We start from the raw sequence: 26,736 nt of genomic DNA, 5'->3' as shown, positions 1-26,736 counted from the left end.
GCACAATTAATCTGCAGGTCAAAACGCGATGCGTTAAAACCAATTAACATTAAATAAGAAACTTTAAGCGTGGTAGGTAGTTACAGCGGTGTATAACAGGTTAGCGTCTTTCCAGCCGCTCAAGCGCGACTTTTTACTTTTAAATACCCAGGTATACCAAGGCTGATTTATAGTGATTGCTTGCGGTCGCAAAAAAATATGCCTACACCCATTTAGGGCAAAAAACTCATGCACTACATCGTATTCAGGATCGCCCTGCGCACTATGTAAAAATAAAAATGAGTTATTGGCTGTTAGCCTAGGTTGATGCGCATCAAAATCAGAATGCTTTGAGTTTTTATGCTGTAAATCGCCAAGCGATTTTGTAGGTACGGAAATGTTAGTTAAATGGTCAACATTAATAACATCGCTATAACTGCTTTGGTTACTGTTTAATTCGTGCTTTACGCCCATAGCATGGCTTTGCACACTAAAGAGTGCAGCAAAAAACAAGCAAGTAGCTAAAAAAACGCGAAATTTAAACATTGGTCATTTAAAACTAAAATAAAGGATAGCTAGTATATAAGGGCAGCTAATTAAAATACAATAGCAGTTCTTAAGCTAATTAATTTATATAAAAACAAATACTGAGATCCTCGATGCGCTCCAGACAAAGTTCAGTAAAACGCCCCGACGCCATGAATTTAAAACAAAGCATTCAAACTCTTTGGCCTTATATCACTAAATTTAAAGGCCGTGTGCTGATTGCCATATTAGCGCTAGTCGGTGCTAAAGGGGCGACATTACTCATGCCATGGGCTTTAAAGGAAATAATTGATGCGGTTGATAAATCAATTAACCCACTACTACTCGTTCCTACTTTATTACTCGTTATGTACGGCGCATTGCGATTTGCTAGCGTATTTTTGGGTGAAGTACGCGATGCAGTATTTTCGCGAGTCACCGAGCATGCCATGCGAGATATTGGCCTTAAAGTGTTTAAACATTTGCACTCGCTAGATTTAGCCTTTCATTTAGACAGACAAACTGGCGGTATAAGTCGAGACATAGAGCGCGGCACCAGTGGCTTAAGCTTTTTAATGCGTTTTTTAATGTTTAATATTGTGCCCACGTTGTTTGAAATAATGACCGTAGCGATTATTTTTGGCACCTTGTTTTCTATTTGGTTCGCGTTAATCACCCTACTTGCTGTTGCTATTTATATCTTTTTTACCGTGACGGTTACCCAATGGCGAAACCGCTTTATTCGTGAGTCAAACGCTGCCGACAACCAAAGTAATACCCGCGCCATCGACAGCCTATTAAATTACGAAACCGTAAAGTACTTTAATAATGAACAGTATGAAGCCAAAACTTACGACACATTTTTAGCAACCTGGGAACAAGCTCGATTAAAAAATAGACTCTCGTTATTGGCGCTTAATTCAGGGCAAGCGCTGATCATTGCGTGTGCCATAACCGCATTAATGTGGCTTGGCGCTAATGAAGTTGTTACCGGCGAGTTAACCATTGGTGAGCTGGTAATGATCAATGCGTATATGATTCAACTCTTTTTACCGCTTAACTTTTTGGGATTTGTGTACCGTGAAATACGCCGTGCCCTTACCGACCTTGAAAACATGCTTGGGTTATTAAATACCTCACCCAAAGTAGCAGATAGCGAAACCGCGCAACCATTAGCACTCAAAAATGGGGCAATTAGCTTTGAAAATGTCAGCTTTAGCTACGATAGTAAACGCCCTATTCTTAAGAACGTCAGTTTTCATGTAAACCCTGGTGCTAAGGTAGCGGTTGTAGGTGCTAGTGGCGCAGGTAAAAGTTCGTTAGCCCGCTTGTTATATCGTTTTTATGAACTTTCATCAGGCGCTATAAAAATTGATAATCAAGCCATAAACACAGTCACCTTGGCAAGTTTGCGTAAAACTATTGCCATAGTGCCGCAAGATACTGTGTTATTTAATACCAGCATACGCGAAAATATTCACTATGGCAGACCTAGCGCCAGTGAAGATGAAGTAAACAAAGCCATAAACATGGCGCATCTAACAGACTTTATTAATAGCCTAGATAAAGGCGATAAAACCTTAGTCGGTGAACGCGGACTAAAAGTCTCTGGCGGCGAAAAACAACGTATTGCTATTGCTCGCGCTATTTTAAAGCAATCGCCGATTTTAATTTTTGACGAAGCCACTTCCGCGCTCGACTCACAATCTGAGCAGGCCATATTAAACGCTATGCGAGAAGTAGCCTCTAACCACACCAGTATTGTTATTGCGCACCGCTTATCAACAATTACCGATGCCGATACTATTATAGTGCTTAAGGCCGGAGAAGTGGTAGAGCAAGGTAAACATGATGAATTACTCATGCAAAATGGTGAATATGCTCATATGTGGACCTTGCAACAAAAACAGTCCAAAGCGCAATAAACTAAGCCACTCGGGTACAATTTAAGTATCTGAGTGCTATTTTACTAGTATTTCATTCATCTTATCGACCGGTACGGTTATTCACCTCAAAAGGTTTGTTTGCAGTGAAGTTATCAATACAATCAAGTAGCTATTTTTATAACAAAAATATAACGAATTAAATAACGTGAATTCATAGGGGAAAATAATGAAAAAGAGTTTAATTGCAGCGGCGCTCGCTGCCACATTTATTACTGGCTGTTCTGAGCCACAAACAACAAAAACTGAGCAAGTAGCAGCAGTTGCAGAAAAACCACAAGTAACAGAGCAAGCCGAATTAGGCACGTTTGGGGTTGATTTAACTGCGCGTAACGAAGCTGTAAAGCCAGGCGACGATTTCTTCATGTACGCCAGTGGTTCATGGTACGACAACTATGAAATGCCAGCAGATAAAACCCGCTATGGTGCATTCTCTGCGCTAGCTGAGCGCAGTGAAGATCGCGTTAAAGAAATTATTGAAGAAATTGCAGCACGTGAAAACTTAAACGCCGAAGAGCAACTGGTCGCTGACTTTTATAACTCGTACATGGATACTGAGACGCTTAACAAGCTTGGTATCACGCCAATTAAGCCGTTGCTTAACGACATCAATTCGGTTGCCTCTACTGATGATTTGGCAAAAGTATTTGGCCAATCTTGGCTTACGGGTGTAAGTGCACCACTTGGTGGCGGTATGTGGTTTAACCGTTTAGATCCCAATAAATACGAAATGTCATTAGGTGCAGGTGGCTTAGGCTTACCTGATCGTTCTTACTACCTTGAAGATGCAGAACGTTTTGTAAAAACCCGTGAAGCGTATGTTGCACATATTGCCGATATGCTTAAATTTGCAGGGGTTGATAATACCACAGAGCGTGCACAAGCGATTTTAGCGCTTGAAACCAAAATTGCAGAAGGTCATTGGCCACGTGAAAAACGCCGTAATCGTGATTTAACCCTAAACCAAGTAAAACGCGATGAGTTAAGTGCGCAATACCCAGGATTTAACTGGGATTTATACTTTGCACAAACAGGTTATAAAGTACCACAATTAAATGTATCGCAGCCTGAACCTGTTAAAGCCATGATTGACTTAATCAATAACGAAGATTTAAGCGTATGGAAAGACTACCTTACATATCATGCGATTAATGGTAACTCACGACTATTATCTGAAGAAATATTTAACACTAGCTTTGCCTTTTATGGAAAAGAGTTAAATGGTCAACAAGAGCCACGTCCACGCTGGAAACGCGCTATCAGCCAAATGTCTGGCACTAGCTCATTGGGCTTTGCAATTGGCAAAATTTACGTAGATCGTTATTTCCCTGAGTCATCTAAGCAACAAATGTCAGAGCTTGTTGAAAACTTACGCACAGCACTTGGTGAGCGTATTGATAACTTAGATTGGATGGGCGCAGAAACAAAAGTAAATGCGCGTGCAAAATTAGCGGCGTTTGTGCCAAAAATTGGTTACCCAGATGAATGGCAATCGTATGAAGGCTTAAGCATTAGCAAAAATGACTTAATGGCTAATGTAAAAAATATGCGTGAGTTTTTCCAAGCTGAAAGTGTAGAAAAAGAGCTGAAAAAGACCGACCGTAATCGTTGGGGCATGACACCACAACGTGTTAATGCTTACTACAATAGTTCGTTTAACGAAATTGTATTCCCTGCCGCTATACTACAACCGCCGTTTTTCGATCCAAATGCAGATCCAGCAGTAAACTACGGTGGCATTGGCGCTGTAATTGGCCATGAGATGGGCCATGGCTTTGATGATCAAGGCTCAAAATCTGACGCTAACGGCATTCAACGTAACTGGTGGACTGATGAAGATCGTGCTGCTTTTGATGCTAAAGCTGACAAACTGGCGGCTCAGTACAGCAAATATGAGCCAATTCCAGGTAACTTTGTAAATGGCCGCAACAGTTTAGGTGAAAATATTGGTGATGTGGGTGGTTTAGCCATGGCTTATCATGCTTACAAACTAAGCTTAAATGGTAAAGAAGCACCGGTAATTGACGGTGTAACCGGCGATCAACGTTTCTTCTTAGCATGGGCACAAGTATGGAAAGAAAAACGTACTGAGCAAAGTATGTTAAACCAATTACGTGGTGGTACACACGCACCAGGTCGCTTTAGAGCACAAGCGCCTCGTAACCATGATGCTTGGTATAAAGCATTTGATGTAAAACCAGGCGATGAGTTATACCTACCAGAAGAAGAACGCGTTCGTATTTGGTAATACCTGACAAACGTTCATCGTTTGTAACGAATAAACAGCCCGCTTATGCGGGTTGTTTTATTTTTGGCTACTAACAATACTTACTAGCCCTACCCCGTATTTACCTTTAGAATATGGGCTTGCAAATTTTTTCAATTATTTATACATATTAAGGCGAAACGCAGATGGGAAGAGCTTACCAAAACAAAAAAGATTCAATGGCTAAAACTGCGGGTGCTAAAACTAAAGTTTATTCTAAATACGGTAAAGAAATTTATATTTGTGCTAAAAATGGCGGTGTTGATCCAGACGGCAATCTAGCACTACGTCGTTTAATTGAACGCGCTAAAAAAGACCAAGTACCGGCTCACGTAATTGAACGTGCTATTGATAAAGCCAAAGGTGGCGGCGGTGAAGACTATGCAGCCACGCGTTACGAAGGCTACGGGCCAGGTAACTGTATGATTATTGTTGACTGTTTAACCGACAACAACAAACGTACTTTTGCTGATGTACGTGTATGTTTTACCAAAGCAAACGCTAAAATTGGCGCACAAAACTCAGTTTCACACTTATTTGATCACCTTGCTATTTTTGTGTTTGACGGTGACGACGATGAAACCGTACTTGAAGCACTGATGATGGCAGATGTTGATGTTACCGACGTTGAAGTAGAAGACGGCAAAGTGACCGTATTTGCACCGCACACTGAATACAACAATACCCGCACAGCACTTGAAGAAATAGGTGTTACAGAATTTGACGAAGACTTAATTGCCTTTGTACCTCAAGTTGAAGCCCCTATTGAAGGCGAAGACGTTGAAGTTATGGAGCGCTTTTTAGCCATGCTTGAAGATTGTGATGACGTACAAAACGTGTACCATAACGCTCAATTTTAATCGTTAAGCGAACAACCTGAACTTCGAATAATAAATCTGTTTCAAGCAGAGTTCAGATCAAATAATGTTTAAAGGTCAACTTAGTTGGCCTTTTTGTTTTATGTAAAATGGATTAGTTAATTTTGAATACCCTGACAAAGCTGCGTACCGGTGCCTTAACTGGTGTTAGTCACTTACAATTGGCTGAAAACCTCACTGACTTTCCAGAAGAAATTTTCACTCTTGCCGATACCCTTGAAGTCTTGGATTTATCAAATAACAATTTATCTGATTTACCTGATGAATTTGCTTGCTTAACAAAATTAAAACGACTGTTTTTGTCGTTTAATCAGTTTAACCATATACCTAAAATACTCGCTAAGTGCCCCGCTCTTATCATGGTTGCCTTTAAAGGTAACCAAATAACTGAGTTTGCAGATAACAGCCTGCCTAAAGCGATTGAATGGCTTATTCTTACAGATAATAAAATAGCCAAACTGCCTGCAACATTTGGCCAATACACTGCGCTTAAAAAGCTGGCTTTGGCAGGTAACCAACTCAGTGCTCTACCAACAAGCATGGCAAACTGCCATAACTTAGAACTAATTAGGCTCTCTGCAAATCAATTAACTCATGTTGATGATTGGCTATTTGAACTTCCTAAGCTTACTTGGCTTGCATTTGCAGGTAATTGCTTTAATAAATCACAGTGCCTTACCCAATCAAATTTAACCAATAAACCACTGAGTGACTACTCGCTCAGTAAAGTAATAGGCCAAGGCGCATCAGGAATTATTCATCTTGCTTATTCAACAAATAAAGAGCCGGTTGCTGTTAAGTTATTTAAAGGGAGTATTACAAGCGATGGTTATCCGCTGGATGAAGTTAATTGCTGCTTGCAAGCGCTTGAGCATCCAAACTTAATTAAAGTACTGGCTTACATTGAACAACAGCAGCAGCTTGGTTTAGTGATGGAGTTAATTGATTCAAGCTTTACGAATCTAGGCTTACCTCCCAGCCTTGATACCTGTACTCGTGATACATTTGAAAGCGATTGCCATTACTCTGCCGATACAATTTATAGCATTACAAAGCAAATGGTTAGTACTGTGGCACACTTGCACCAACACAATATAAGCCATGGTGACATTTATGCGCACAATACTATGGTAAACCCGCAAGCAAGGGTTCTGTTTGGTGATTTTGGCGCAGCTACTGATCTTACTATGCTGAGTGATTATCAACGTCAACAAATGCAATTAATAGAAGTGCGCGCTTTAGGGTGTTTAATTGAGGATTTACTTACCACCTGCCACGAGCAAAGTGCTGAAGTAATGCACTTACAACATATTTCGCAGCTATGCATGAGCGAAAATGTTGCACAGCGGCCAACGCTTAGAGTATTAGCTGACTTTTTATGATTGCTGCGGCCATGGATCTTATGGCCGCAATCTAAAACTACAGACTATTTTTGTTTTTTAAACGGGTAAACTTGTTGCTTTAGCATACCTACAGGCATGTAGTCCCCGACAACACCATATTCTTTAGGCCACTCTGCTTGGCCTTTTACCGCAGTACCAAATAAATAATCTAAAAACGAGAAATGGGCTGCATAATTTCGATCAATGGCAGCTTTATCGAATGCGTGATGCCAATGGTGAAACTGCGGAGTAACCATAAAATATTTTAACCACCCAAATTTTACATTCACGTTAGCATGATTAAATACGGCTTGAAAACCAACAATAATTACATATAAGCTAATTATTTGCTGTGAAAACCCCAGCACAAATATAGGGGTTAACACTAAACTACGAGTGATCAGTATTTCTAAAATATGCTGACGAGAGCCTGCGAGCCAATCCATTTCTTTGGCACTGTGATGCACACCATGAAATCGCCACATAAATGGCACTTCGTGATACGCACGATGCGTCCAATACTGCATTAAATCAGCCACCAAAATAATTAAAAATAGCTGTAGTATAAACGGCATTTGCGCTATGTAAGCTTGCAGTGTGCTCGAAACCGCCCAACCAAAACCATAATGAACAAAATGATTAGTAACCAGTAATACAAAGCCCACTATTAAGTGATTAACAAAGAAGTGGTTTAAATCCCCGCGCCATTCACTACGCAGTATTTTTTGCTCTTTTCGATGCGGAAGCAGTTTTTCAATTAAAATAAAAATTAAGGTTGAGCCTAATAAGTCTAATATAAACCAATCTAAGCCAATATAAGGGGTGTTATCTGCAAAGTCATTCACTTCAACATTCGGGCCGCCAAAGCCAATTGCTAGTACAATAAAAAACCACGCAGTCGCCCCCAAGCGCTTATTGGTATTTCGTACAAAATTAAGTAAATCCAGGCTTCCTGAAATAATAAGGGCAACAAACATAAGTTGACGTAAAAACTCGACGCTATAACTTTTACGCAATTCTGGAGTCGTTAAATATTCAGGGAAGTGGAATGCAAGCACTCCTAAGCAACTTAATATTGCTAAAAAGCAAGCAATATAACCGCTGATATTACCATCACCAATTTGCAGGAGGCTGGTACGAAATAAGCGGCGGAGTATATGACTAAGTATTGAATTATACTTTTTCAATTTTTCGCTAGAATAGAATATTCGCTACTAAATGCTAAAATCCTAAGATTATTTTCCCTTACAAATAGAAACTACTCATTAATTACTACCATTCGGATATTTTGTACAAAAAAGTAGAGTAGTTGTTTTAATTTGATTTTGGCTGTTGACCTAACATGTATTATTAAGTAACATTTCTTTATATTATATTTTTAAAGGAATAAAAATGTCATCATCATTTTCTATTAGTAATCTTCCATACGATTTACCAAACAACTTAAATGAGCAACTCAGAATACTTTCAAATATAGTTAAAATACCTTTCTCCTTAGTCAAAGATGGTGGTCAAAATGAAGTGGAGGCTATATGTGGTGCAATTCTTTATAGGCACTTAGACCGTCATCAAAAAATAGAAGCAATGACCTTAATTAGATCCGTACCAAATGGGGCGTTAAAAGCGAAGCTTATATCAATAGCTGTTGAGCCTACATTCGTTAATAAGGATTGGGGCATATGGTCTTTTACAACGGAAGAACTTATAGCTGATCAGTATTTTCATAGTCAAGTTGATAACTTTGCATCATATATTGGTGTTGGAGCCTCGGCTTTAAGTGGAAAGGATTTATTAGTAAAGCTTTGGAGTAATAGAAAAGTGACCAAAGGTGGAGTCGTTACTCTCGTCATTTGGGGTACTGTATTATTTAATAAATCAGAGCTATCAAAAGTAAATAATGAAATTCAACGTCGAAGCTCAATTAGAACAATAAATATTCAACCTTAATCATGAAAACTTTTACTGCTCACATACTATTAACATTTTGTATGACCATGTTGATGCTTCTAGCGTGGAATTTTACAATGAATAATCTCCAAGAAGACATTGTATTTTTTAGTTCGTTAGTGGTTATTTTTATTTACTTAAATTATCTGTCTTGTTTAAAGACAGAAGAGAATAAGCCAATAAAATGAGTGTAAGAATCCTAATAGCTTTATTTCTTAGCATTTTTTATCTCGATAATGCATACGCTAAATGTAACTATAACTCTCACAAAGTACCTTTATATTCTGAACAAATAACTTCAGAAAAAACATCATATAATTTGAGTATTTGGCCATTAAGAGAAAATAGGCTTTTGGAAAGTGATATTGATCTTAGTAATAAACCAGTATCAATCTACAAAAGCATTTTAAATTCATATCAAAAAAACACTTTAGAAGATATGCTTTTTTATGAGACTGAAGTTATGACTGATATAAAAATATTACATGGACACCAAAGGATAATTAAAGCGGTATTTCAGCAAAGCGATACTTTCGATTTATTTTTAATTCAAATCAATAGCAACTTGAATAATTATTTTTTGAAAACAATTATATCGACAAATATCAAATCTGCGAATATATCAAAAGTTATGAATGAGTTAACCAAAATCTCAGCTCAAATTAAAAATGTTTGCGATTATAAAAATGAATAAACTACTTAATTTACTCATTTATCTATTTATATTTATTGCAATGACTTATCACTGGTTTTCATCTTCAGCTGATACTAGGCAAGCTATGTTTTATGGACTCGTAAGTGTATTTCCAATTTTAGTATGTCGAATTCTTTTTAAGATATGGAAAAAATAGCCTTATATATTTCTTTTTAGGTTTTAGCATTTATTCCTCTCAGCTTATATTTAGGTTCACGACAACAAAAAAAGCCACGCAATGCGTGGCTTGGCTGGATAAAGCTAAATTAACTACACGGAAAATTTATAAATAGGCACCCAGCGCTTTAACTTGATCTAACATGCGGTTTGAGAAACCCCATTCGTTGTCGTACCACGCCATTACTTTAACTAATTTACCATCAGCACGTGTTTGCGTTGCATCAAAAATAGATGAGGCTGGGTTATGGTTAAAGTCGATAGAAACAAGCGGCAGCTCGTTGTACTCTAAAATACCTTTCATTGGCCCTTCTGAGGCTGCTTTAACCACTTGGTTAATTTCTTCAATGGTTGTGTCACGTTTAGCAATAAACGTTAAATCAACTAAAGAAACATTAATTGTAGGTACACGTACCGCCATACCATCTAATTTACCTGCCAGCTCAGGCAGTACTAAACCAACCGCTTTTGCAGCGCCCGTTTTAGTTGGGATCATAGATTGAGTTGCACTACGCGCACGGTATAAATCTGGGTGGTATACATCAGATAAATTTTGGTCGTTAGTGTAAGCATGAATGGTGGTCATGCTACCTTGTTCAATTCCTACTGTATCGTTAATCGCTTTAGCAACAGGCGCTAAACAATTGGTTGTACATGAAGCATTAGAAATAATGTTGCTATCGGCATTAATTACATCGCTATTTACACCGTGTACTACCGTTGCATCCATATCAGTACCAGGAGCCGATACCACTACTTTTTTGGCACCCGCTTCAATATGTTTATTAGCTGCTTCGCGAGAAGTAAATAAACCCGTACATTCAAGCACGATATCAACGTTTAGTGCTTTCCACGGTAAATTAGCAGGGTCACGTTCTTGCGTTAGCGTGATCACATCATCGCCAATTAGCATGGTGTTGTCTTTTAGCGTTACTTGCTGTGAAAAACGACCATGCACTGAGTCAAACTGAGTCAGATGAGCATTTACATTGGCTGGCGCTAAATCGTTAATAGCTACAATTTTAATTTCATTATTTTGCGCTGATTCATACAGTGCACGCAATACATTACGACCGATACGGCCGTAGCCATTAATTGCTACATTAATCATTTTTGACTCCTATTAACTTCACATGCTTGGCGAGCAAGCGTTTCAATAGCTTGCCAGTCTTTATTTTCAATAAGTTGTTTGTCTAACATCCACGTACCACCTACACAAATAACATTGTTAAGTGCTAAGTAATTAGGCGCAGTAGCTAAACTAATGCCACCGGTTGGACAAAAAGTAATATCAGGTAATGGGCCGCCAATCGACTTAATCATCGCAGTTCCGCCTGCGGCTTCTGCAGGAAAAAACTTTAAAAATTTAAAGCCGTGCGCTGCTAAGTTCATCACTTCGCTTGGGGTTGCTGCACCGGGTAAAAAAGGAATACTTGACTCTTTTGCCAATGCTAATAGTTCATCGCTTACGCCTGGGCTCACCATAAAGTCAGCGCCCGCTTCTACTGACGCGTTAAAGCTTGCTTTATCAACCACAGTGCCAGTACCTACATAGGCCTCTGGTACTTCAGCTTTCATTAACTTTACAGCTTGTGCAGCAATTGGTGTACGTAGTGTAATTTCAAGTGCTTTTAAGCCACCGTTGTACAACGCTCTTGCAAGTGGTGCGGCATCTTCTAGTTTTTCGATTACCACCACTGGCACAACCGGTGCCGATGCTAAGATTTTTTCAATACTCATTACTTGTTCCTCATTACCCAATATGGCTAATTATTATTCAAGTCCAAAAGCACTTGCACCTAAATCGGCACTGCTTACGATATTTCTAAATCCAGTAAATAATTCACGGCCTGTACCAAATGTTTGGCTTGCTTGGCTAATTTGTAGCTCACGCTGTGCAAGCTCTTCATCGCTTACGTGTAGTTTCAAAATGCCATTAGGTGCATCTAGTGTCACCACATCGCCTTCATGAATTTTAGCAATAATACCGCCTTCAACCGCTTCAGGTGCTAAGTGAATTGCTGCAGGTACTTTACCTGATGCGCCCGACATACGACCGTCGGTAACAATAGCCACTTTATAGCCCTGATCTTGTAATGTGGCCATTACCGGTGTGAGCTTATGAAGCTCAGGCATGCCTTTGGCTTTTGGCCCTTGCTCTTTAAGTACAGCAATAAAATCTTGGTTAAGTTCGCCACGGCTATAAGCATCTTGTAACTCACCTTGTGAGCTAAATACTTTAGCCGGTGCCGACACCACTTGATGAGACTCTGCAACAGCAGAGACTTTAATAACGGCTTTACCTAAGTTGCCCGTTAATAGCTGTAAACCCCCTTGCTTACTAAATGGATTACTCACAGGGCGAAGTACTTCTTCATCATGTGAGTTTTCTGGACACGCAACCCATTTAACTTTGCTTGGGCCATTGGCATCACTCATAATTAGGTTATCGTCTTTATCGAGTAGCGGCTCACACATGTAAGGTGCAAGACCTTCGCCTAAAATAGTCATCACATCTGTATGTAGGTAACCAGCACCTGCTAATTCACGCATTAAAAAGCCCATACCACCGGCTGCTTGGAAATGGTTCACATCAGCTGAGCCATTAGGGTAAATACGCGTCAGTAATGGTACAACTGCTGATAAATCAGACATGTCTTTCCACGTAACCTGAATACCAGCTGCTTTTGCAATTGCCACAATATGGATTGCATGATTAGTTGAGCCACCAGTTGATAGCAAACCAACGAGACCATTAATAATGGTTTTTTCGCTGATCACATCCGCTAAACACGGGCCATCTTTGTTTTCTGTAAGCTGCTTAAGCATGGTTTCAACAGCATTACCGGTTAAGCCATCGCGCAATTCTGTGTATGGATTGATAAACGAGCTACCTGGAAGGTGTAAGCCCATAATTTCCATTAGCATTTGGTTTGAATTTGCAGTGCCATAAAAGGTACAGGTACCAGCGCTATGGTAAGATGCACTTTCTGCCTCTAATAGCTCTTCACGAGACACTAAGCCTTGTGCAAACTTTTGACGAATACGTGCTTTGTCTTTATTTGGAATACCTGACTGCATTGGCCCTGCTGGTAAAAAGTACACAGGTAAGTGGCCAAATGATAAAGCACCAATTAATAGGCCTGGGACAATTTTGTCACATACACCTAAACAAAACACACCATCAAACACGTCATGCGATAACGATACCGCAGTAGACATAGCAATCACGTCACGAGAAAACAGCGATAGCTCCATGCCGTCACGCCCTTGGGTAACGCCATCACACATCGCAGGTACACCGCCAGCAACTTGCGCGGTCGCGTCAAATTTAGTGGCAATGCTTTTAATTAAATCTGGGTATTCTTTGTAAGGCACATGTGCAGATAACATGTCATTGTATGAATTAATAATTGCAAGGTTTGGCACCTCATCTGCTTTTAAACGCGCTTTGTCGTCGCTGCTGCACGCAGCCATAACATGGGCGATATTGCCACAGCCTAAACCAGCACGAACTCTTGTTTGTTTTTTTGCGTGCGAAATACGATCTAAATAGGCTTGACGGGTTTGTTTACTGCGCTCAATAACGCGTTCTGTGACTTCTTGAATTCGAGGGTGCAACATAATTTTACTCATCTCTATTCGTTAGAGGATAAAGGCTCAGTAACAATTATAGACTCCACGAAAATAACTGTACTGAGCATCTTTGACTTACCCGTTCAAAGGTACGCTACCAGGGAGCCTCTCACAACAACCCTGACACCGGTGTCAGGGTATTAACGCATGACACTGACACCGGTGTCAACCCTGAGTAATAAAAATAGTCATTTTTTTAACATGTACAATAAATAAACGTGAATTTTTAATGAAATATCAGCGGCAAATAATGAAGATTAAAAATGCAGATAAAAAAAAGCCCGAGTAAGCGTCACTCATACTCGGGCTACTGTGAAAAATCGATGTTATTTTACGGCTGCGGTAGACTCACGCGTGATTAATTTGGCTTCTAAAATCACTTTATATGGTGACTCTTGCGGTTCAATAATGTGGGTAATTAATTGGGTAACCGCTTGTTTAGTCATTTCTTCCACAGGTTGCGCTATGGTCGTTAGGCCTGGCCATATATGACGCGCTATGGGCGCATTATCAAAGCCTGCAATAGAAATATCGTCTGGAACGCGTAAGTTGCGCTGCGTGGCTAATTTAAGCACAGCGGCTGCCATGTAATCATTCGATGCAAATACAGCAGTAGGACGTGGCGATAAATCCAAAATACTCCGAGCACTGTCTACCCCTGAATGGTAACTAAAGTTACCCTCTTCAACTAAGCGTTCGTTAAATTCAATACCATGGCTTGCCAGTGCGCGTCTGTAGCCTTTAAAACGCTGCTGTGTAGCACTGTGATCAGGATGACCTTTAATAAACGCGATAGAGGTATGCCCTAGGTTTATTAAATGTTCGGTAATCTCAAATGCGCCCTGCTCGTCATTACTGGTAACAGAAATAGAGTCATCTTCTAAAATAGCAGAAGCCACTCGAGCATAAGGAATTTTTTTCGACTTTAAAAAATCAACCAGTTCTGAAAAGTCACAAAATGGCGGCGTAAGCACTAAACCATCAAGGCGTGATGACTGTAATAGCTGCTCTATGTTATTAATGAGTGCCTCACCTCTGAGCTCACAAGGGTGAATCAACAAGTTATAGTTGTTTTCTTGGCATGCAGCCAATGCGCCTGTTTGCACACGAGTAATATAACTTTTACTTGGATTGTCGTATAAGCAACCAATAATAAAACTACGGTTTTGTGCAAGTCCTCGAGCAATGGGGTTGGGTGTGTAATCAAGCTCTTTAAATACCGCTAATACTTTCTCGCGTGTAGCCGCACTCACATTTGGTTCGTTATTTAGTACGCGCGATACCGTTTTTTTAGATACACCTGCATAACTGGCGACGCTATTTATAGTGACTTTTTTCATCTATTTATTTCCAAATGTATGCAACGTAATTAAACCTGTTGACTCGTATGCAAACACGCGGCAGCACCAATTAAAGGAATGTTGTCTTGTGTTACTAATGTGACCGGGATTTGGCCTGTATATTGCGACATAATGCCCTTTTGCGAAAAGCGCTCAATAAAGCGACTTTCCAGTAAACGAGCCTGCATTCTTGGTAATATGCCACCACCAATGTAAAGGCCACCAAGAGCGCCATAAGCAAGCGCTAAATCGCCAGCAACACTGCCAATCCAATCACAAAATTGATTAAGGGTTGCCTCACACACTTCACACTCACCGCTATTGGCTAAGCTACTAATTTGTGCCGCATCTAAATTTTTTGCAGCCACCCCTTTAACTGCTGCCATAGCTTTGTACAAATGAGCAATGCCTGGGCCAGAAAACACTGTTTCTACCGATACATGTGGGTGGTCTTTTTTAAGCTCTTGAATAAGTTGAGCGTCAAGTTCGTTTACAGCCGCTAATGAAATATGACCACCTTCTGAACTCATTACCGCGCATGAATGTGCAGTACGCACTAAACACGCTGCACCAAAGCCTGTACCAGGACCCATTACACCAATATTAGCAGCGTCGTCTGCTTGGCCTGGTTTAACGGTCACGTTTTGTGAAGGGTCTAGATACGGCGCGGCGTACGCAAAAGCTGCAAAGTCGTTTATAACGCTTAATTGTTCTAGGTCAAAGTGGTGTTTGAAATCATTAACGCTAAAGTGCCAACCTAAGTTAGTTAAGTGAACTTGGCCTGCGTTAATTGGACCTGCTACGGCAAGACATGCGCGTTTAGGATTTATATGAGACACTGTTGATAAATAATACTCAGTGGCACTCTCGAGTGATCCATAACTAGCACTTGGAAACGTATGGTTATGTTCAATGGTAAATTGATTACTTGATTCGTCGAACCCAGTTATCAATGCAAAACGGGCGTTTGTACCGCCAATATCGGCAACCAGAATTGGATCAAAGTGTGTGCTAGAGTGTAAACCCATAGTGTTATCTCTTTTGTTTAAGTAATGAGTACTTATTATTTTAATGGGGTATCATTGATACTTATTTACTTTGAGCTATCACCTCAAAGCAGCTATCACTGTAAAAAAGGCTACCTTTAATAATAAAGGTAGCTAATACGTTTTGACAACAAAATGATAAAACGTCCTTATTGTGACACCGGTGTCATGAAAAAATCAATAAAAAAATGCCTTTATTGACAAATAAGCTTGAAAAAAATCACTAATAAACGAGAATAGCCCCTTATTGTCCTCTTAAATAAGTAATCGTGATGAAAGGTAAAGCCACCTCATTTGATATAGCCCACTATGCTGGGGTGTCTCAATCTACAGTTTCTCGTGCTTTACGAAATAGTCCCTTGGTAAATGATGAAACCCGAAGGCGGGTTCATGACATTGCCAAAAAGCTTAATTACAAAGTTGATAAAAACGCCAGTAACCTGCGCACTCAACAAAGTAGCACCCTAGCTTTATTGTTGTTTGAAGATCCGACCTCAGATGAATCGCAAATCAATCCGTTTTTTTTAGCCATGCTGGGCAGTATTACTCGCGCTTGCGCTAAAGAGGGTTACGATTTACTCGTGTCATTTCAATCTGCCAGTGCTGATTGGCAGGCAGATTACGAAGACAGTCACCGTGCAGATGGCATCATTTTATTAGGTTATGGCGACTATATAGATTTTCAGCCTAAATTTAACACCTTACTTGAACAAAACACCAAATTTGTTTGCTGGGGAGCAAGTGTTGATAACCGCCCTGATTTAACCATAAGTTGCGATAATTATGGCGGCGGTAAACTCGCCGCTGAGCATTTATTGGCACATAGCCGAAAAGACTGCGCGTTTATAGGCGATGCCTCTGATCATAGCCCCGAATTTTTTGCCCGCTTTAATGGCTTTAAAGACGCGTTACAACAAAACGGCATTACACTTAATGAGCGTAAGATTGCCAATGCTATTTCTACCGAAGAGTCTGGCTATCACGCCACGCGTTCGTTAATTGCTAATAACATTACCTTTAATGCACTTTTTGCAGCCAGCGACCTTATAGCAATTGGCGCAATACGGGCATTAAAAGAAGCCAATATTAACGTACCAAAAGATGTAGCCGTGATAGGCTTTGATAATATATCTATTGCCAGTTACATTAATCCGCCGCTAACAACCATAGAACAAAATACCACTATTGCTGGGCAAATGTTGGTTGAGAACTTACTAAAACTCATCCGTGGCGAGCAAGTGCAAAGTACCCTACTACCACCGCGTTTAATTGCACGTGGCTCAAGCTAATTCATTCAGTAAAACCACTTTTAAGAAGCAACAAAATTAAAGACGACAGCGCTCTTTTACCTTATATTAATTCAGGCTTTATTGCATTTTTACGGTCATTTGTCCTTTTTGCTTTCAATACTAAAGCTGGTGCTTTCGTTGCATTAACAGGCTATTCACACCTCGCTATCACATTAGTTTTTTTAATCTGAAACTGGCTGTTTTTGATGTAATTTTTCACTCGTCAATGCACGCTTTTATCACTACAATCCTGCTTTTATTTTCATGTTAAATTTTCAAGTGATCATCTCATGCTATTAACCATCGTTTATATTATAGGTATTACAGCAGAAGCCATGACTGGGGCTCTTAGCGCTGGACGCAGAAATATGGATTGGTTTGGTGTTATGTTGGTAGCCAGTGCCACAGCCATTGGTGGTGGTAGCGTGCGAGACATTTTATTAGGTAACTACCCTCTGACTTGGGTAAAACACCCAGAATATTTACTGATCACTTGCCTAGCCGGTATTGTTACCACTTGGTTGGCCAAATGGGTGGTTAAATTTAAAGGCATATTTATGCGCCTAGATGCCTTAGGGCTTGCAGCGTTCAGTATAATTGGCTGCCAAGTTGGGTTAAATATGGGTTTGCACTATGGAATTTGTGTGGTCGCAGCTATAGTAACAGGTGTATTTGGTGGATTATTGCGTGATTTAATTTGTCGCCAAGCGCCATTGGTGCTTCATCATGAACTTTACGCAAGCGTAGCGCTTATTGTTGCGTGTTTATACTTAGCACTGCACCACTACAACATTGATGACAATATCAGTGTGGTTGCAAGTTTAGTGGTAGGCTATTTAATTCGTATGGCGTCGGTGCGCTTTAAGTGGCGCTTACCGACATTTAATTTATTAGAGCCCGCTAATTTAAACAATGAGCAATAACAGCAGTGGTTAATGCCCACCAGCCCTAGCACTTTTAAATAGCCCGAATACTTTTCGGGCTAACGAACTAACCACAAAAAGAACTCCCAAAGCAAAACACAGTATGCTCAAAGGCATAAACAAGCTTTCATGTAGAACACCATTATGATCAACATATTGATACACACTGTTTTCTATCAGCATAAAACTCGTGCCAAGCAATAAAAAGCAAACACTTAATGTGGCTGTTTTGTTTGTAAAAAAGCGCATAATCTATCCGTAAATATTTTATTAAATTGTCGGGATAGCAGTGTGAATGAGCGAATATTAATCTACAGTGACTGAGCAACATTAATTTTTTAAATAAAAGTCACGCTCATTAAACTAAGCTTTTAGACATATAATAAAACCTGTCGTCTGCTTTATCTATGTTGAAACCTGAACGTGTGTAAAGCTTGTGCGCAGGACTTATTTTAAAAACGCGAAGCCTAAGTTGCATAGCACCTTGGAGCACAGCTAAACGAGCCCCCTCATTAATTACTGCTGCACCAATACCCATATTTTGAAACGCAGCATCTACTTGTAGGTCACGTATATAGCAACCCTCATCATCAAAAGCCAAGCGCATTGCACCCACTACATCGCCATTTAACAAAACATCCCAATTTTCAAGGTCTGAAATTTGCTCACATATTTTAAGTTGCTGCCAATCAACACCATAATGCTCATAATATCCACGCATATTGGTGTAGGTTAACAGTGCCGATGCCATTAAATCAGCTGTGGGTTGATAACACATATTCATTATTGTCATTCCTTTGTTTAGCGACCTTTACAAAACTTGTTGTGTTTGCTGGTTTTTAAAATATTTATTTACTAATAATGACTGCAACAAGCTAGTACTACTGGATGTAGCCCAGTACAAAGCAATTGCAGAAGGAAAATTAACGAGAGTAACCACACAAATAATTGCGGGAATTAGGAACAATAAGGTGCTGGTTTGTTCTGCGCTACCTGGCATCATCATTATAGATAAATATGTAATAGCCCCCACTAGTAACGAAAGCGCAATATCAGGCTTTGCAATACTGGCAATCCAAGCAAACTTACTATTAAATACAATTTGTTGCAAAGCCTGAAAAGTTCCAAGGCCAAATACCCCTTGGCTTGCCATATTAATCACACTTTTTTTATCGATAAACTTAATATTGTGCTTTTTATACAGCGCCATAGTTAATTTTGCGATTTCACTGGGCTGGTCTTTATGGTTGCTTTTTATGCTATCTAGCTCAGGTTTTAGTGCGGCAATTGCTTTTTTATTTCTAACCATATTAGCCATAGCTACAAGGTTAATCGGCATTAAAGCTAATCGCCCAATAACGGTAAACAAAATAATAGCAGCCGCTTGGCTTACGCCCACTTCTTGAGTAAAAAAGGTGATTGATTGCACAATAAAATCAGTAAATAAATTCCAAATTTCCATTTTAGTTTTCCTTTTAATATTATGCATTAAAAGTAACCACCACGACATATTATGTCAATGATTTATTTTAAACTAAAAGAGATTTGCTGTGTTCGAGAGTCCACTTAAACGGGGAAAAGAGCAAAAATCGACTCTAAAACTTTATTAGCAATCTTACCAAATACCACTTAAGTTCGCCGCATTGAAAAACACGCCAGTTACTAGTGGTAATGTAAACGATGCCATTAGGCAACGAACAAATAGCAATTGCCAATTTGTGAGCTGTTTAAGTTGAGATTGTAGGACTAAACTACGTAACCTTAAAATAGAACTTACGATAATTAAAACTAACACAAACCACCAAAAGCCCTGATTTATTATTTGGGTATTGTAAGCAACTCCGTAAATTCCTACACAACAAGTAAGGGCTAAGAACCACTCTGCAAACCAACTTAACTGATAATAACGACTTCTAACAAACCAAAAAACTCTTAGACAAAGAGTAAAGAATAAGTAAGTCGTCAAAATCCAAAATACGTACTTGAATACTTCCATGTTCTCTCTTAAAGCTTTTGCTAACTAAATTAGCAAGGAACGAGCGCGTGCCGAGCTATACGCGTCCTTATTAAAATTGTTTTTTAGGTTTTCGTAAGTACGTATGCACGGGATATAACTAAAGGAAAAAAATCTTCTTTTAACAGTACAGCCCATTGTCCATCACCAAAACGTTCAATACGATTCGCATTTGTTAGTACATTACGTAAATTATCATGGGAAGCAATATCTATATTGGACATGATCTTTTTTACTTCACGTGGGTCATAATCAATTTTAAACCATGGGGGAGCACATAGAGCATTCATAAATTTAGAAATAACTTCAGGATATTTAGGGTAACCACCTAAGTATTCTATATCTGGTAACGCCTCCTTAGCCTGCCTATAGTCTTTTTCAAGTTTTTCCACATCACTTTTTGAAAACATACATCCTCCATGAAACACTAGACATAATAACTCACATACGGTGTTAGCTTAATTCAAACCCAGAAACTCTAACATGACATTCATCACAAAGAAATTAAGATGGTTGTAAGCTTTATTTTTATTGAACCAACAATGTACACAGTAAACCTAATATTCAATTCACAAACAATCACACTTATCAAAAAAATTTAAGAAGCACGACAGAAACATGTCTTACTATTGCTTATTTTTAACCATAAGATAGTCAATAGTTGCAACACATATAGAAAAGTAAAGTACGCCAAGGTATTTCCACAATAAGTACTTTGTACTATCGGGTGATGCAATATTAAAAGAAAATAAGCGGCCGTCCTTTATAACAAAGACTAAGGCCAGAAAAAGTAAACAACCCATTATATTTAAATAAGTTAAACGGTTAAGTTTATCAAGAATGAAAATGATAGGAATACCAATTACTGTATTACCCATATATGCAATCACCCCCCCAAAAAAACTGATCATCTTGTAAGCTTCCCAGAGTCCACTTTGGGTGACACCTAGTTGTACAGAGAAAATACTAGCGAATAAAAATACAACGCCTAATGCCGGAAATATTATTAAAGGTGCGAATAGCAACATGCTTAAATATCTCAAAGCAACCTCCTTGCTATAAAAAAGCCGCAATAACGGCGTACAATATTAGATGGCTAAACATAGTGTGAGTGATTATATCAACGGATATTACAACAACGTTAGACCACTACACTTTAACGCCGCAATCAACTGCGTAGCAATCTGTCACGTCTTTTTGCGCAGCAAAAAACGTGACAGATTCAGAGTCAGATTGCATTGCCTTGTTATGTGCATTTAGTCAAATGCATTGTATACGTCTTGTTGTAAGATTTGCGGGAATCGCTGATCTATTATAGAAATAAGAGATTCAACAGATTCCAAGTATATGACGACTTTTTGATAGGATACTTGATCAAATTGTTTTTCCATCCAGCCGCTAAACTGATCCTCTTTAATATTAGGCAAGCCTCTGAGATGGTTGGCAAGATCAAAATAACAATTTATAAAACGATCGAATCTATCCCTCAGTAGAGGTTCAAACAAACTCAAACTAGGAGGATTATCCATACAGTAGGCTTCATACATATCTTCCACATCATAAAAATTAATATGAATTCGAGGGAATGAAGCTACATTTCCATACAAAGCATGGATATCAAGAAATAAAAACAAGGTACATAAAGAAGCATAGTCCTGAACTGATGTTTCAGTGCCAAAATAAGGAAGCCTACCAGTTCTTACTCTTTGTTCATGACGAGACTTCATATTGTGAAGCTCAAATACTGTAAAAACGTTTAGATTGGTAGGATGGTCAATAATTGCGTGATGGTCTTTACAAAGCCAAATTAAATTTTCATAACCATTCAACTCTAAATCATTTGTTTTAAATTCAGATCTTGGACCATTCACACCTATGATATGTGCTCTCTCTCCTAAGTTGACTCGTCCATCTGCTAGAACTTTGTTACAGATATCATTATTAAAATTATAACTACATCGACCACCCGCATTTGCAATCAAAATAGATGTATCTTTCGTACTTATGCTTCGATTTATTTTTGACATATAATTTATTCCGATACCGAAACTTTTAGCACATAACGCCCGCGTTATAGGCAAGAGCTTGCGAGAGTCCTAACTAACGCGTTTGTTATGCTATTTTGATATTTCATTTACGATGTTAGCAATATCAGAAAACTCGTCAACCCAGATAATATCTACACCAAACGACTTTGCGTCATTGTTTTCGAATGTATGCACAGTTCTAACAAGTCCTTTAGCTATCGTCTCAAGTTTTTCATCCGCACCTTCTTTGTCAAAGAATCCATCTTTTGCAAGAAGCTCTGTCAGGATTTCAGTAACCTTCTCTACTTTGTATTTGCGTTTAATTAAATAATGCTGAGTTTTATCGTGACCTCTTTGAGATTTAGCGATATCTAACAGTCGTCTTAAATTAGGGTCAGAAAAAGAGTGGCCAATAAATAAGCAGTTTGAATCTTTAAATTTGTTAATTTGAACTAGATTGCTCCAGTGGTATAAATCCATATATTGCTTATGGTAGCTATCATCTGACAATATGACAGCATGCTTATCTGTTACATTACCAGTTCTAGGAAGAAACCCGTGTACATGATAAATAGGTAGTTCATCCTTTCTTGGATTCATACCAAGAGTGTAGATACTCTTGAATTTGATACCTAAATCAAGCTCCTTTAACTTTTGCTCAAGGATATCATCGTAGTTGTAGGTTATTACTGAGTCTAGACTTGGGTTCTTTCCTGGAGATACGCAAAGTTGGACAACAGCTTTATAAATTGGGCTGTCGACATCGGTAATATTTTCATAAAGGGCTTTTCTTACTTCAGTTTCAAAAGGGTATTTTCTAGTCCCTTTTTGCTTTTCTTGTTCAAAATGTAATTTTAGGTACCTTGCTGCAATAAGGCTGCTTGGGCCAAAAACAGAATTAAACATTCCAGCCATTAATTGGCTTTCTGAGTCATCCTCTTCGAGAGTTTTTGCCAAGAGCCTTTTTAATAGTTCATCCCACGAAGGCAAACCAAAATCCATTGATACGCCAGCACCTAATATCAATGTTAGAGTCTCGTTTTCATAATGGCCCTTTAACTCTCGAATACTTTTACGTCTTTCTGCATCCCAATCCTCAAGAGTTTTTTCAACAAAATCAGCAGTTTTATCCTTTATGCTTTTGAATACATCATCAAAGACAGATGCAAAGATATCGCTAAAATCATCTGCAGATTTATCCTCGCTGAGGTTCCTCCAGATTCTTTTCGTATACTCGGATTGAGGGCGCGTCTTAGGCTCGACAAGGAGGGTTTTGCCGTCCTTTGTCTTGATGTAATAATCAACATCTTTGTTAATTTTATCTTCGTCACTCATGCTTTAAATATATCTTTTTGGTTTTGGTGAGCATAACGCCGCCTTAAGCGGCGAGTAACAGTTGGCTAAAATGTGAAGCGAAGCGGACCGAGCCAACTGTTACGAATCCGACTTTAAGGCTTTGTTATAAGCCTTTTTTCGCCAAGGTCATATTTGTTAAATTTAACTAAAAGATTTTAGGCTTTTGTTTGACTCACTATATTCCTCACCAACCATATAGGTTTCTGACTTTAAACTTTCATCTATATTTTTTGTCGCGAAAATCAATTGAAAATCTATCTCATAATTGGCCAGTGCTTCAACTACAACCTTCTGAAAATTCTTCGAACGGTCATCTTCCATCCCACCATTTTCAATTCCATCAAGAACTAATAATCTGGGTAGTCGCACGTACTTTTTATCAAGTGCAGCCATTAAAAGGGCAACATGAAAAGCATTATTTAATAACACTGTTCCACTTTCAGAAAATGCTGTTTTACCATTTACTGAGACGCTGTTGGCTGCGAAGTCAAACTCTGCATAACTTGCATTTTTAAACTCTTTTTCTGCGCCATTGTCTTTTCTAAGCAATTCACAAAGCTTATTCGATATTAGTTCATTAATTTCAGGCTCGCGCTTAAGTCTTTGTTTACCAATTAAATCAATTTTATCTTTGAGGTTATTAACTTCAGTTTGAGCAGAGTCCCTGTCGCCTCGTAATTCAAGTAAAGACCTATGTAGTTCCGCAATTTTATCTAATGTCTGAAGCTTTTCTTCTAACTCTCCTGTTTGTCGGTAAAGCTCATATATCTGCTTTTCTTTGTTTGCGTCAACCGAACTCATAGTCGCTGTTACTTTACTAACCTGCCTTCTGAAAGATGTTCTTAATTCCTTTCGTTTAGCTGTAAGTTCCGTTAGTTTTTGTTTTTTCTTTTCCAATAGTTTCTCTGATTCACGAAGTTGGATTTCGATTTCATTCTTCATTCTGAGAAGACTATTTGAATTATCTTTTGATTCTCTCGGCTCACCACATAGACCACAGCAATCCTTGCTTTTTTTCTTGAGGGGCTTATGGCAACTTGGACATGAAGAAAACTCAAATCCGTCAATTACTCCGCCAACCTTTATCGAATCTCTTAATGCGCACTGTTTATCTAAAAGCTCAGACACAAAGTCTTCAGAATCAAGTATGTTGTAATTCAGCTGTTGAATATCAGTTTCAACCTCCAATAACTTACTTCGAATTGCAACACTACTTTTAGCCGAAGATTCAGTTTCCTTTTTTTCGGCACTATATGAAACCAAAGACTCTTCTTTAGCCTTTACAATTTCCACATTTATTAAGGCTATTTTGTTTAAAATACCAGTCTTCTGCTCTTCAATGGTTTCGAGGCCTTCGCTAAAAGAAGTCTTACCAATGACTGAATGAATTGCTTGAAGTTTTGATATAACTTTTTGTAAATTTTTTTCTTCTTCAACGAGTTTAATCTTTGCATCGTAAAGTTCGTTATCGTATAGGCCTAATAAGTATTTACCTATTGACTCACGTTTAAATGCAGAATCAAAAGGCTCATTATTAAACAAAGCGCTAGAGGCGTTTGATTGATCCGCGTAAATAAGGCGGTATATTTGATGTAGGGTTACGTTATTACTATTTGCATCTGCCTTTGCTTCAGGCAAACCAAGTAAATCAAACATTTGTTGGGAAAAACTAGGTTTACTACCTATTGCATAAGGATGATTAAACCAGCTTGTGAGAGGTGAGGCTAATGCAACATCCAGTTCCGAAAAACAAAAGTCCATCGATTGTTTATCTGAACCATTGTTTTTTCGTCTAATCGTAACTGGGTTGCCATTAACTATTAATTCCACATAAATATTGTCACATAATCCAGCTTCATCTTTCCAGTTAGGAACTTCATATCCTAGCCCGTACATTAACAATTGAATTACAGAAGTTTTTCCTGAACCATTCTTTCCAAATAAAACATTGACCCCTTGATGAAAAGTTTCGTCAAAAGCAACTTGAGAGCCTTTTTTTACATAAAGCCTCTTTATATTCAAAGTAGGGTTAATTAACATCGTACTTATATTCCATTAAATTTGTTATTTTTTTTAACCCATCAGAGCCAGTAATAGGGATAGAAATTAAGTTTTCTATAATAAAGTGGATAGCCTGGCTTGATATACTATTCTCGCTTGATTCAGCTAATTTTTTTAATTCCTCAGGGATATTTTCAAGCTGTACCTTATATTCCGAGTGATTGTTATGCGGTTGTAGAATACCTAGATCCACAAACCGTTCAATAACCACACAATGCGTTTCTTTCATTGCATTGAAGAGGCTCTTTGGCTCAAAGCTCTGATATCGGTTTTTATAACTTTTAAAATCATTCTTTGCAGCAAACTTACCTCTTGGCACTGACAACTTATGTATATGAGCCGGATTTGCTATTAAAAAGTCAAATAATCTTAGGGCTTCACCCTCTACTGTTACTGCTTTCCAAGCGGCTAATAATGCTGTCATGCGAAGCAGTGTGTGATTTGCATCTAAAGCTTTATTATATAGGAGCATTATTTCCACTCCAGATGGCAATTGCCTGTTAAGAAATAAACCATTCCATTTATTTGACGATTAAATATTTCAAGAACATTTTCACCTAGGTGGGTTTGAATTTCTTTTTCTAAGTGAGTTCTAAATAGCAGTTTAAGAGCAGACTCTTCTTTAGTTGTAAGTAACTTTCCTTTTATGTTGGCGTTAAAGGTTGACTCTACTTCTGCTAGTAAGTAGGTAATTATTTTCTGAGCAGATTTATAATGCTGATTACGAATAATTAGCTTGCTTACTTCTTCCTTTAGCTCTTCTCCGATCTCAATTAAATAACCAAAACCGGCATCTTCTAGTTTCTCGTTCAAATCCCTAATATCGTAGTTTTCATTACTGTAGTGCGTTAGTTCATCAATAACCACATTAGTCATTTGATGGTTGGATTTTTCCTCAACATACTTCTGAGATAATAAATCCATTTGAGTAGGGCTCGGTAAAATATTTGTAACCTTGTCTCTCCCAACGACATCCCCGCCCGCAGTGATATTTCTGATCCAACTTAACATCTACTTTTGAACCTTGTCTCTACCAACAACATCCCCACCCGCTTCAATATTTTTGAAGCTGGTTTTACTACCACCTTTAAAGTGCATTACTACCTTTATACCAAGCCCTAACACTGCTAGAATAGCGACAGCTATTAAGCCAATTACCATTAAGTTATCCATTTCTTTTCCCTTTAAAATTTCTAATGTAACAATTCAACCAAACACTTTTATAAATACACTTTGTTGAAGTAGTGTTTTCT

General features: G+C 38.6%; 26 protein-coding genes. 8 read left to right on the top strand and 18 right to left on the bottom strand.

The annotated features are described in order from the left end of the window. Positions 1-63: 63 nt before the first annotated feature. Entirely contained in the window at positions 64-525 is a 462-nt protein-coding gene (locus B1F84_RS06805; RefSeq protein ID WP_131690965.1) for a hypothetical protein, read from the bottom strand. 113 nt (positions 526-638) lie between these two features. On the opposite strand from B1F84_RS06805, the gene B1F84_RS06800 reads away from it, so the two are divergent. The 4 genes from B1F84_RS06800 (at position 639) to B1F84_RS06785 (ending at position 6,973) form a co-directional block, all read left to right on the top strand. Then, a complete protein-coding gene (locus B1F84_RS06800) occupies positions 639-2,429 on the top strand; it encodes an ABC transporter ATP-binding protein/permease (protein ID WP_205988845.1) in 1,791 nt (596 codons plus the stop codon). 187 nt (positions 2,430-2,616) lie between these two features. Beyond that, positions 2,617-4,695, top strand: a complete 2,079-nt coding sequence (locus B1F84_RS06795; RefSeq protein WP_131690964.1) for a M13 family metallopeptidase — start codon at positions 2,617-2,619, stop codon at positions 4,693-4,695. Positions 4,696-4,859: 164 nt separating this feature from the next. Then, positions 4,860-5,573: a YebC/PmpR family DNA-binding transcriptional regulator gene (locus B1F84_RS06790; RefSeq protein ID WP_131690963.1), complete on the top strand. Its 714-nt coding sequence runs from the start codon at positions 4,860-4,862 to the stop codon at positions 5,571-5,573. Between the two features lie 122 nt (positions 5,574-5,695). After that, positions 5,696-6,973: a protein kinase gene (locus B1F84_RS06785; RefSeq protein WP_131690962.1), complete on the top strand. Its 1,278-nt coding sequence runs from the start codon at positions 5,696-5,698 to the stop codon at positions 6,971-6,973. 44 nt (positions 6,974-7,017) lie between these two features. On the opposite strand, the gene B1F84_RS06780 is transcribed toward B1F84_RS06785, so the two are convergent. Continuing rightward, positions 7,018-8,142 carry a sterol desaturase family protein gene (locus B1F84_RS06780; RefSeq protein WP_131691910.1) on the bottom strand — a complete coding sequence of 375 codons (1,125 nt, stop codon included), beginning with the start codon at positions 8,140-8,142 and terminating at the stop codon, positions 7,018-7,020. 223 nt (positions 8,143-8,365) lie between these two features. Here B1F84_RS06780 and B1F84_RS06775 point away from each other — a divergent pair, with 223 nt between their 5' ends. Both B1F84_RS06775 and B1F84_RS06770 read left to right on the top strand, forming a co-directional pair. Further along, a complete protein-coding gene (locus B1F84_RS06775) occupies positions 8,366-8,920 on the top strand; it encodes a hypothetical protein (protein ID WP_131690961.1) in 555 nt (184 codons plus the stop codon). A gap of 184 nt (positions 8,921-9,104) precedes the next feature. Next, positions 9,105-9,614, top strand: coding sequence for a hypothetical protein (locus tag B1F84_RS06770; RefSeq protein ID WP_131690960.1), 510 nt, complete (start codon positions 9,105-9,107; stop codon positions 9,612-9,614). A gap of 283 nt (positions 9,615-9,897) precedes the next feature. Here B1F84_RS06770 and gap read toward each other — a convergent pair whose 3' ends face one another. From gap to glk, 5 genes are all read right to left on the bottom strand, one after another. Next, a complete protein-coding gene (gene gap, locus B1F84_RS06765; protein WP_131690959.1) occupies positions 9,898-10,902 on the bottom strand; it encodes a type I glyceraldehyde-3-phosphate dehydrogenase in 1,005 nt (334 codons plus the stop codon). Then, positions 10,899-11,531, bottom strand: coding sequence for a bifunctional 4-hydroxy-2-oxoglutarate aldolase/2-dehydro-3-deoxy-phosphogluconate aldolase (eda, locus tag B1F84_RS06760; protein ID WP_054200836.1), 633 nt, complete (start codon positions 11,529-11,531; stop codon positions 10,899-10,901). Before eda ends, gap begins: the two co-directional genes overlap by 4 nt. Before the next feature lie 33 nt (positions 11,532-11,564). Further along, positions 11,565-13,415, bottom strand: a complete 1,851-nt coding sequence (gene edd / locus B1F84_RS06755) for a phosphogluconate dehydratase (RefSeq protein ID WP_131691909.1) — start codon at positions 13,413-13,415, stop codon at positions 11,565-11,567. Between the two features lie 338 nt (positions 13,416-13,753). After that, entirely contained in the window at positions 13,754-14,767 is a 1,014-nt protein-coding gene (locus B1F84_RS06750) for a LacI family DNA-binding transcriptional regulator (RefSeq protein WP_109874710.1), read from the bottom strand. Between the two features lie 29 nt (positions 14,768-14,796). Then, complete coding sequence (gene glk / locus B1F84_RS06745; protein WP_131690958.1) at positions 14,797-15,795, bottom strand: glucokinase; 999 nt, start codon at positions 15,793-15,795, stop codon at positions 14,797-14,799. Positions 15,796-16,085: 290 nt separating this feature from the next. Between glk and B1F84_RS06740 the strand changes: the two genes are divergently transcribed. Then, positions 16,086-17,102, top strand: coding sequence for a LacI family DNA-binding transcriptional regulator (locus tag B1F84_RS06740; protein WP_010389839.1), 1,017 nt, complete (start codon positions 16,086-16,088; stop codon positions 17,100-17,102). Positions 17,103-17,392: 290 nt separating this feature from the next. Then, positions 17,393-18,025 carry a trimeric intracellular cation channel family protein gene (locus B1F84_RS06735; RefSeq protein WP_075169453.1) on the top strand — a complete coding sequence of 211 codons (633 nt, stop codon included), beginning with the start codon at positions 17,393-17,395 and terminating at the stop codon, positions 18,023-18,025. Between the two features lie 9 nt (positions 18,026-18,034). Here the strand turns inward: B1F84_RS06735 and B1F84_RS06730 are convergent, their stop codons facing one another. The 11 genes from B1F84_RS06730 to B1F84_RS17930 all read right to left on the bottom strand — a co-directional run bounded on the left by B1F84_RS06730 (position 18,035) and on the right by B1F84_RS17930 (position 26,656). Beyond that, a complete protein-coding gene (locus tag B1F84_RS06730; RefSeq protein ID WP_131690957.1) occupies positions 18,035-18,274 on the bottom strand; it encodes a DUF3955 domain-containing protein in 240 nt (79 codons plus the stop codon). Between the two features lie 109 nt (positions 18,275-18,383). Further along, positions 18,384-18,809, bottom strand: coding sequence for a GNAT family N-acetyltransferase (locus B1F84_RS06725; RefSeq protein WP_131690956.1), 426 nt, complete (start codon positions 18,807-18,809; stop codon positions 18,384-18,386). A gap of 27 nt (positions 18,810-18,836) precedes the next feature. After that, positions 18,837-19,487 (bottom strand): membrane protein insertase YidC, encoded by a 651-nt coding sequence (gene yidC / locus B1F84_RS06720; RefSeq protein WP_131690955.1) that lies wholly within the window; start codon positions 19,485-19,487, stop codon positions 18,837-18,839. Between the two features lie 617 nt (positions 19,488-20,104). Beyond that, positions 20,105-20,449: a DUF6508 domain-containing protein gene (locus tag B1F84_RS06715; RefSeq protein ID WP_131690954.1), complete on the bottom strand. Its 345-nt coding sequence runs from the start codon at positions 20,447-20,449 to the stop codon at positions 20,105-20,107. A 216-nt stretch (positions 20,450-20,665) separates the two neighbouring features. Further along, the gene (locus tag B1F84_RS06710; RefSeq protein WP_131690953.1) at positions 20,666-21,082 is read right to left on the bottom strand and encodes a hypothetical protein; all 417 of its coding nucleotides are present in this window, start codon (positions 21,080-21,082) and stop codon (positions 20,666-20,668) included. Positions 21,083-21,295: 213 nt separating this feature from the next. Further along, on the bottom strand, positions 21,296-22,066 hold the full coding sequence (locus B1F84_RS06705; protein ID WP_131690952.1) for a hypothetical protein: 771 nt from the start codon (positions 22,064-22,066) through the stop codon (positions 21,296-21,298). Between the two features lie 90 nt (positions 22,067-22,156). Next, complete coding sequence (locus B1F84_RS06700; protein WP_131690951.1) at positions 22,157-23,401, bottom strand: SIR2 family protein; 1,245 nt, start codon at positions 23,399-23,401, stop codon at positions 22,157-22,159. A 162-nt stretch (positions 23,402-23,563) separates the two neighbouring features. Beyond that, positions 23,564-25,462, bottom strand: coding sequence for an AAA family ATPase (locus tag B1F84_RS06695; RefSeq protein ID WP_131690950.1), 1,899 nt, complete (start codon positions 25,460-25,462; stop codon positions 23,564-23,566). Next, positions 25,452-25,955, bottom strand: a complete 504-nt coding sequence (locus tag B1F84_RS06690) for an ABC-three component system middle component 5 (protein ID WP_131690949.1) — start codon at positions 25,953-25,955, stop codon at positions 25,452-25,454. Before B1F84_RS06690 ends, B1F84_RS06695 begins: the two co-directional genes overlap by 11 nt. After that, positions 25,955-26,494, bottom strand: coding sequence for an ABC-three component system protein (locus B1F84_RS06685; RefSeq protein ID WP_131690948.1), 540 nt, complete (start codon positions 26,492-26,494; stop codon positions 25,955-25,957). Before B1F84_RS06685 ends, B1F84_RS06690 begins: the two co-directional genes overlap by 1 nt. Further along, positions 26,495-26,656: a hypothetical protein gene (locus tag B1F84_RS17930; protein WP_165489679.1), complete on the bottom strand. Its 162-nt coding sequence runs from the start codon at positions 26,654-26,656 to the stop codon at positions 26,495-26,497. Positions 26,657-26,736: the final 80 nt, after the last annotated feature.

The sequence above is a fragment of the Pseudoalteromonas sp. DL-6 genome, from assembly GCF_004328665.1.
GTDB lineage: Bacteria > Pseudomonadota > Gammaproteobacteria > Enterobacterales > Alteromonadaceae > Pseudoalteromonas.
Note: the sequence above shows the minus strand (reverse complement) of the source record. Positions and strands in the feature narration are given on the sequence as shown.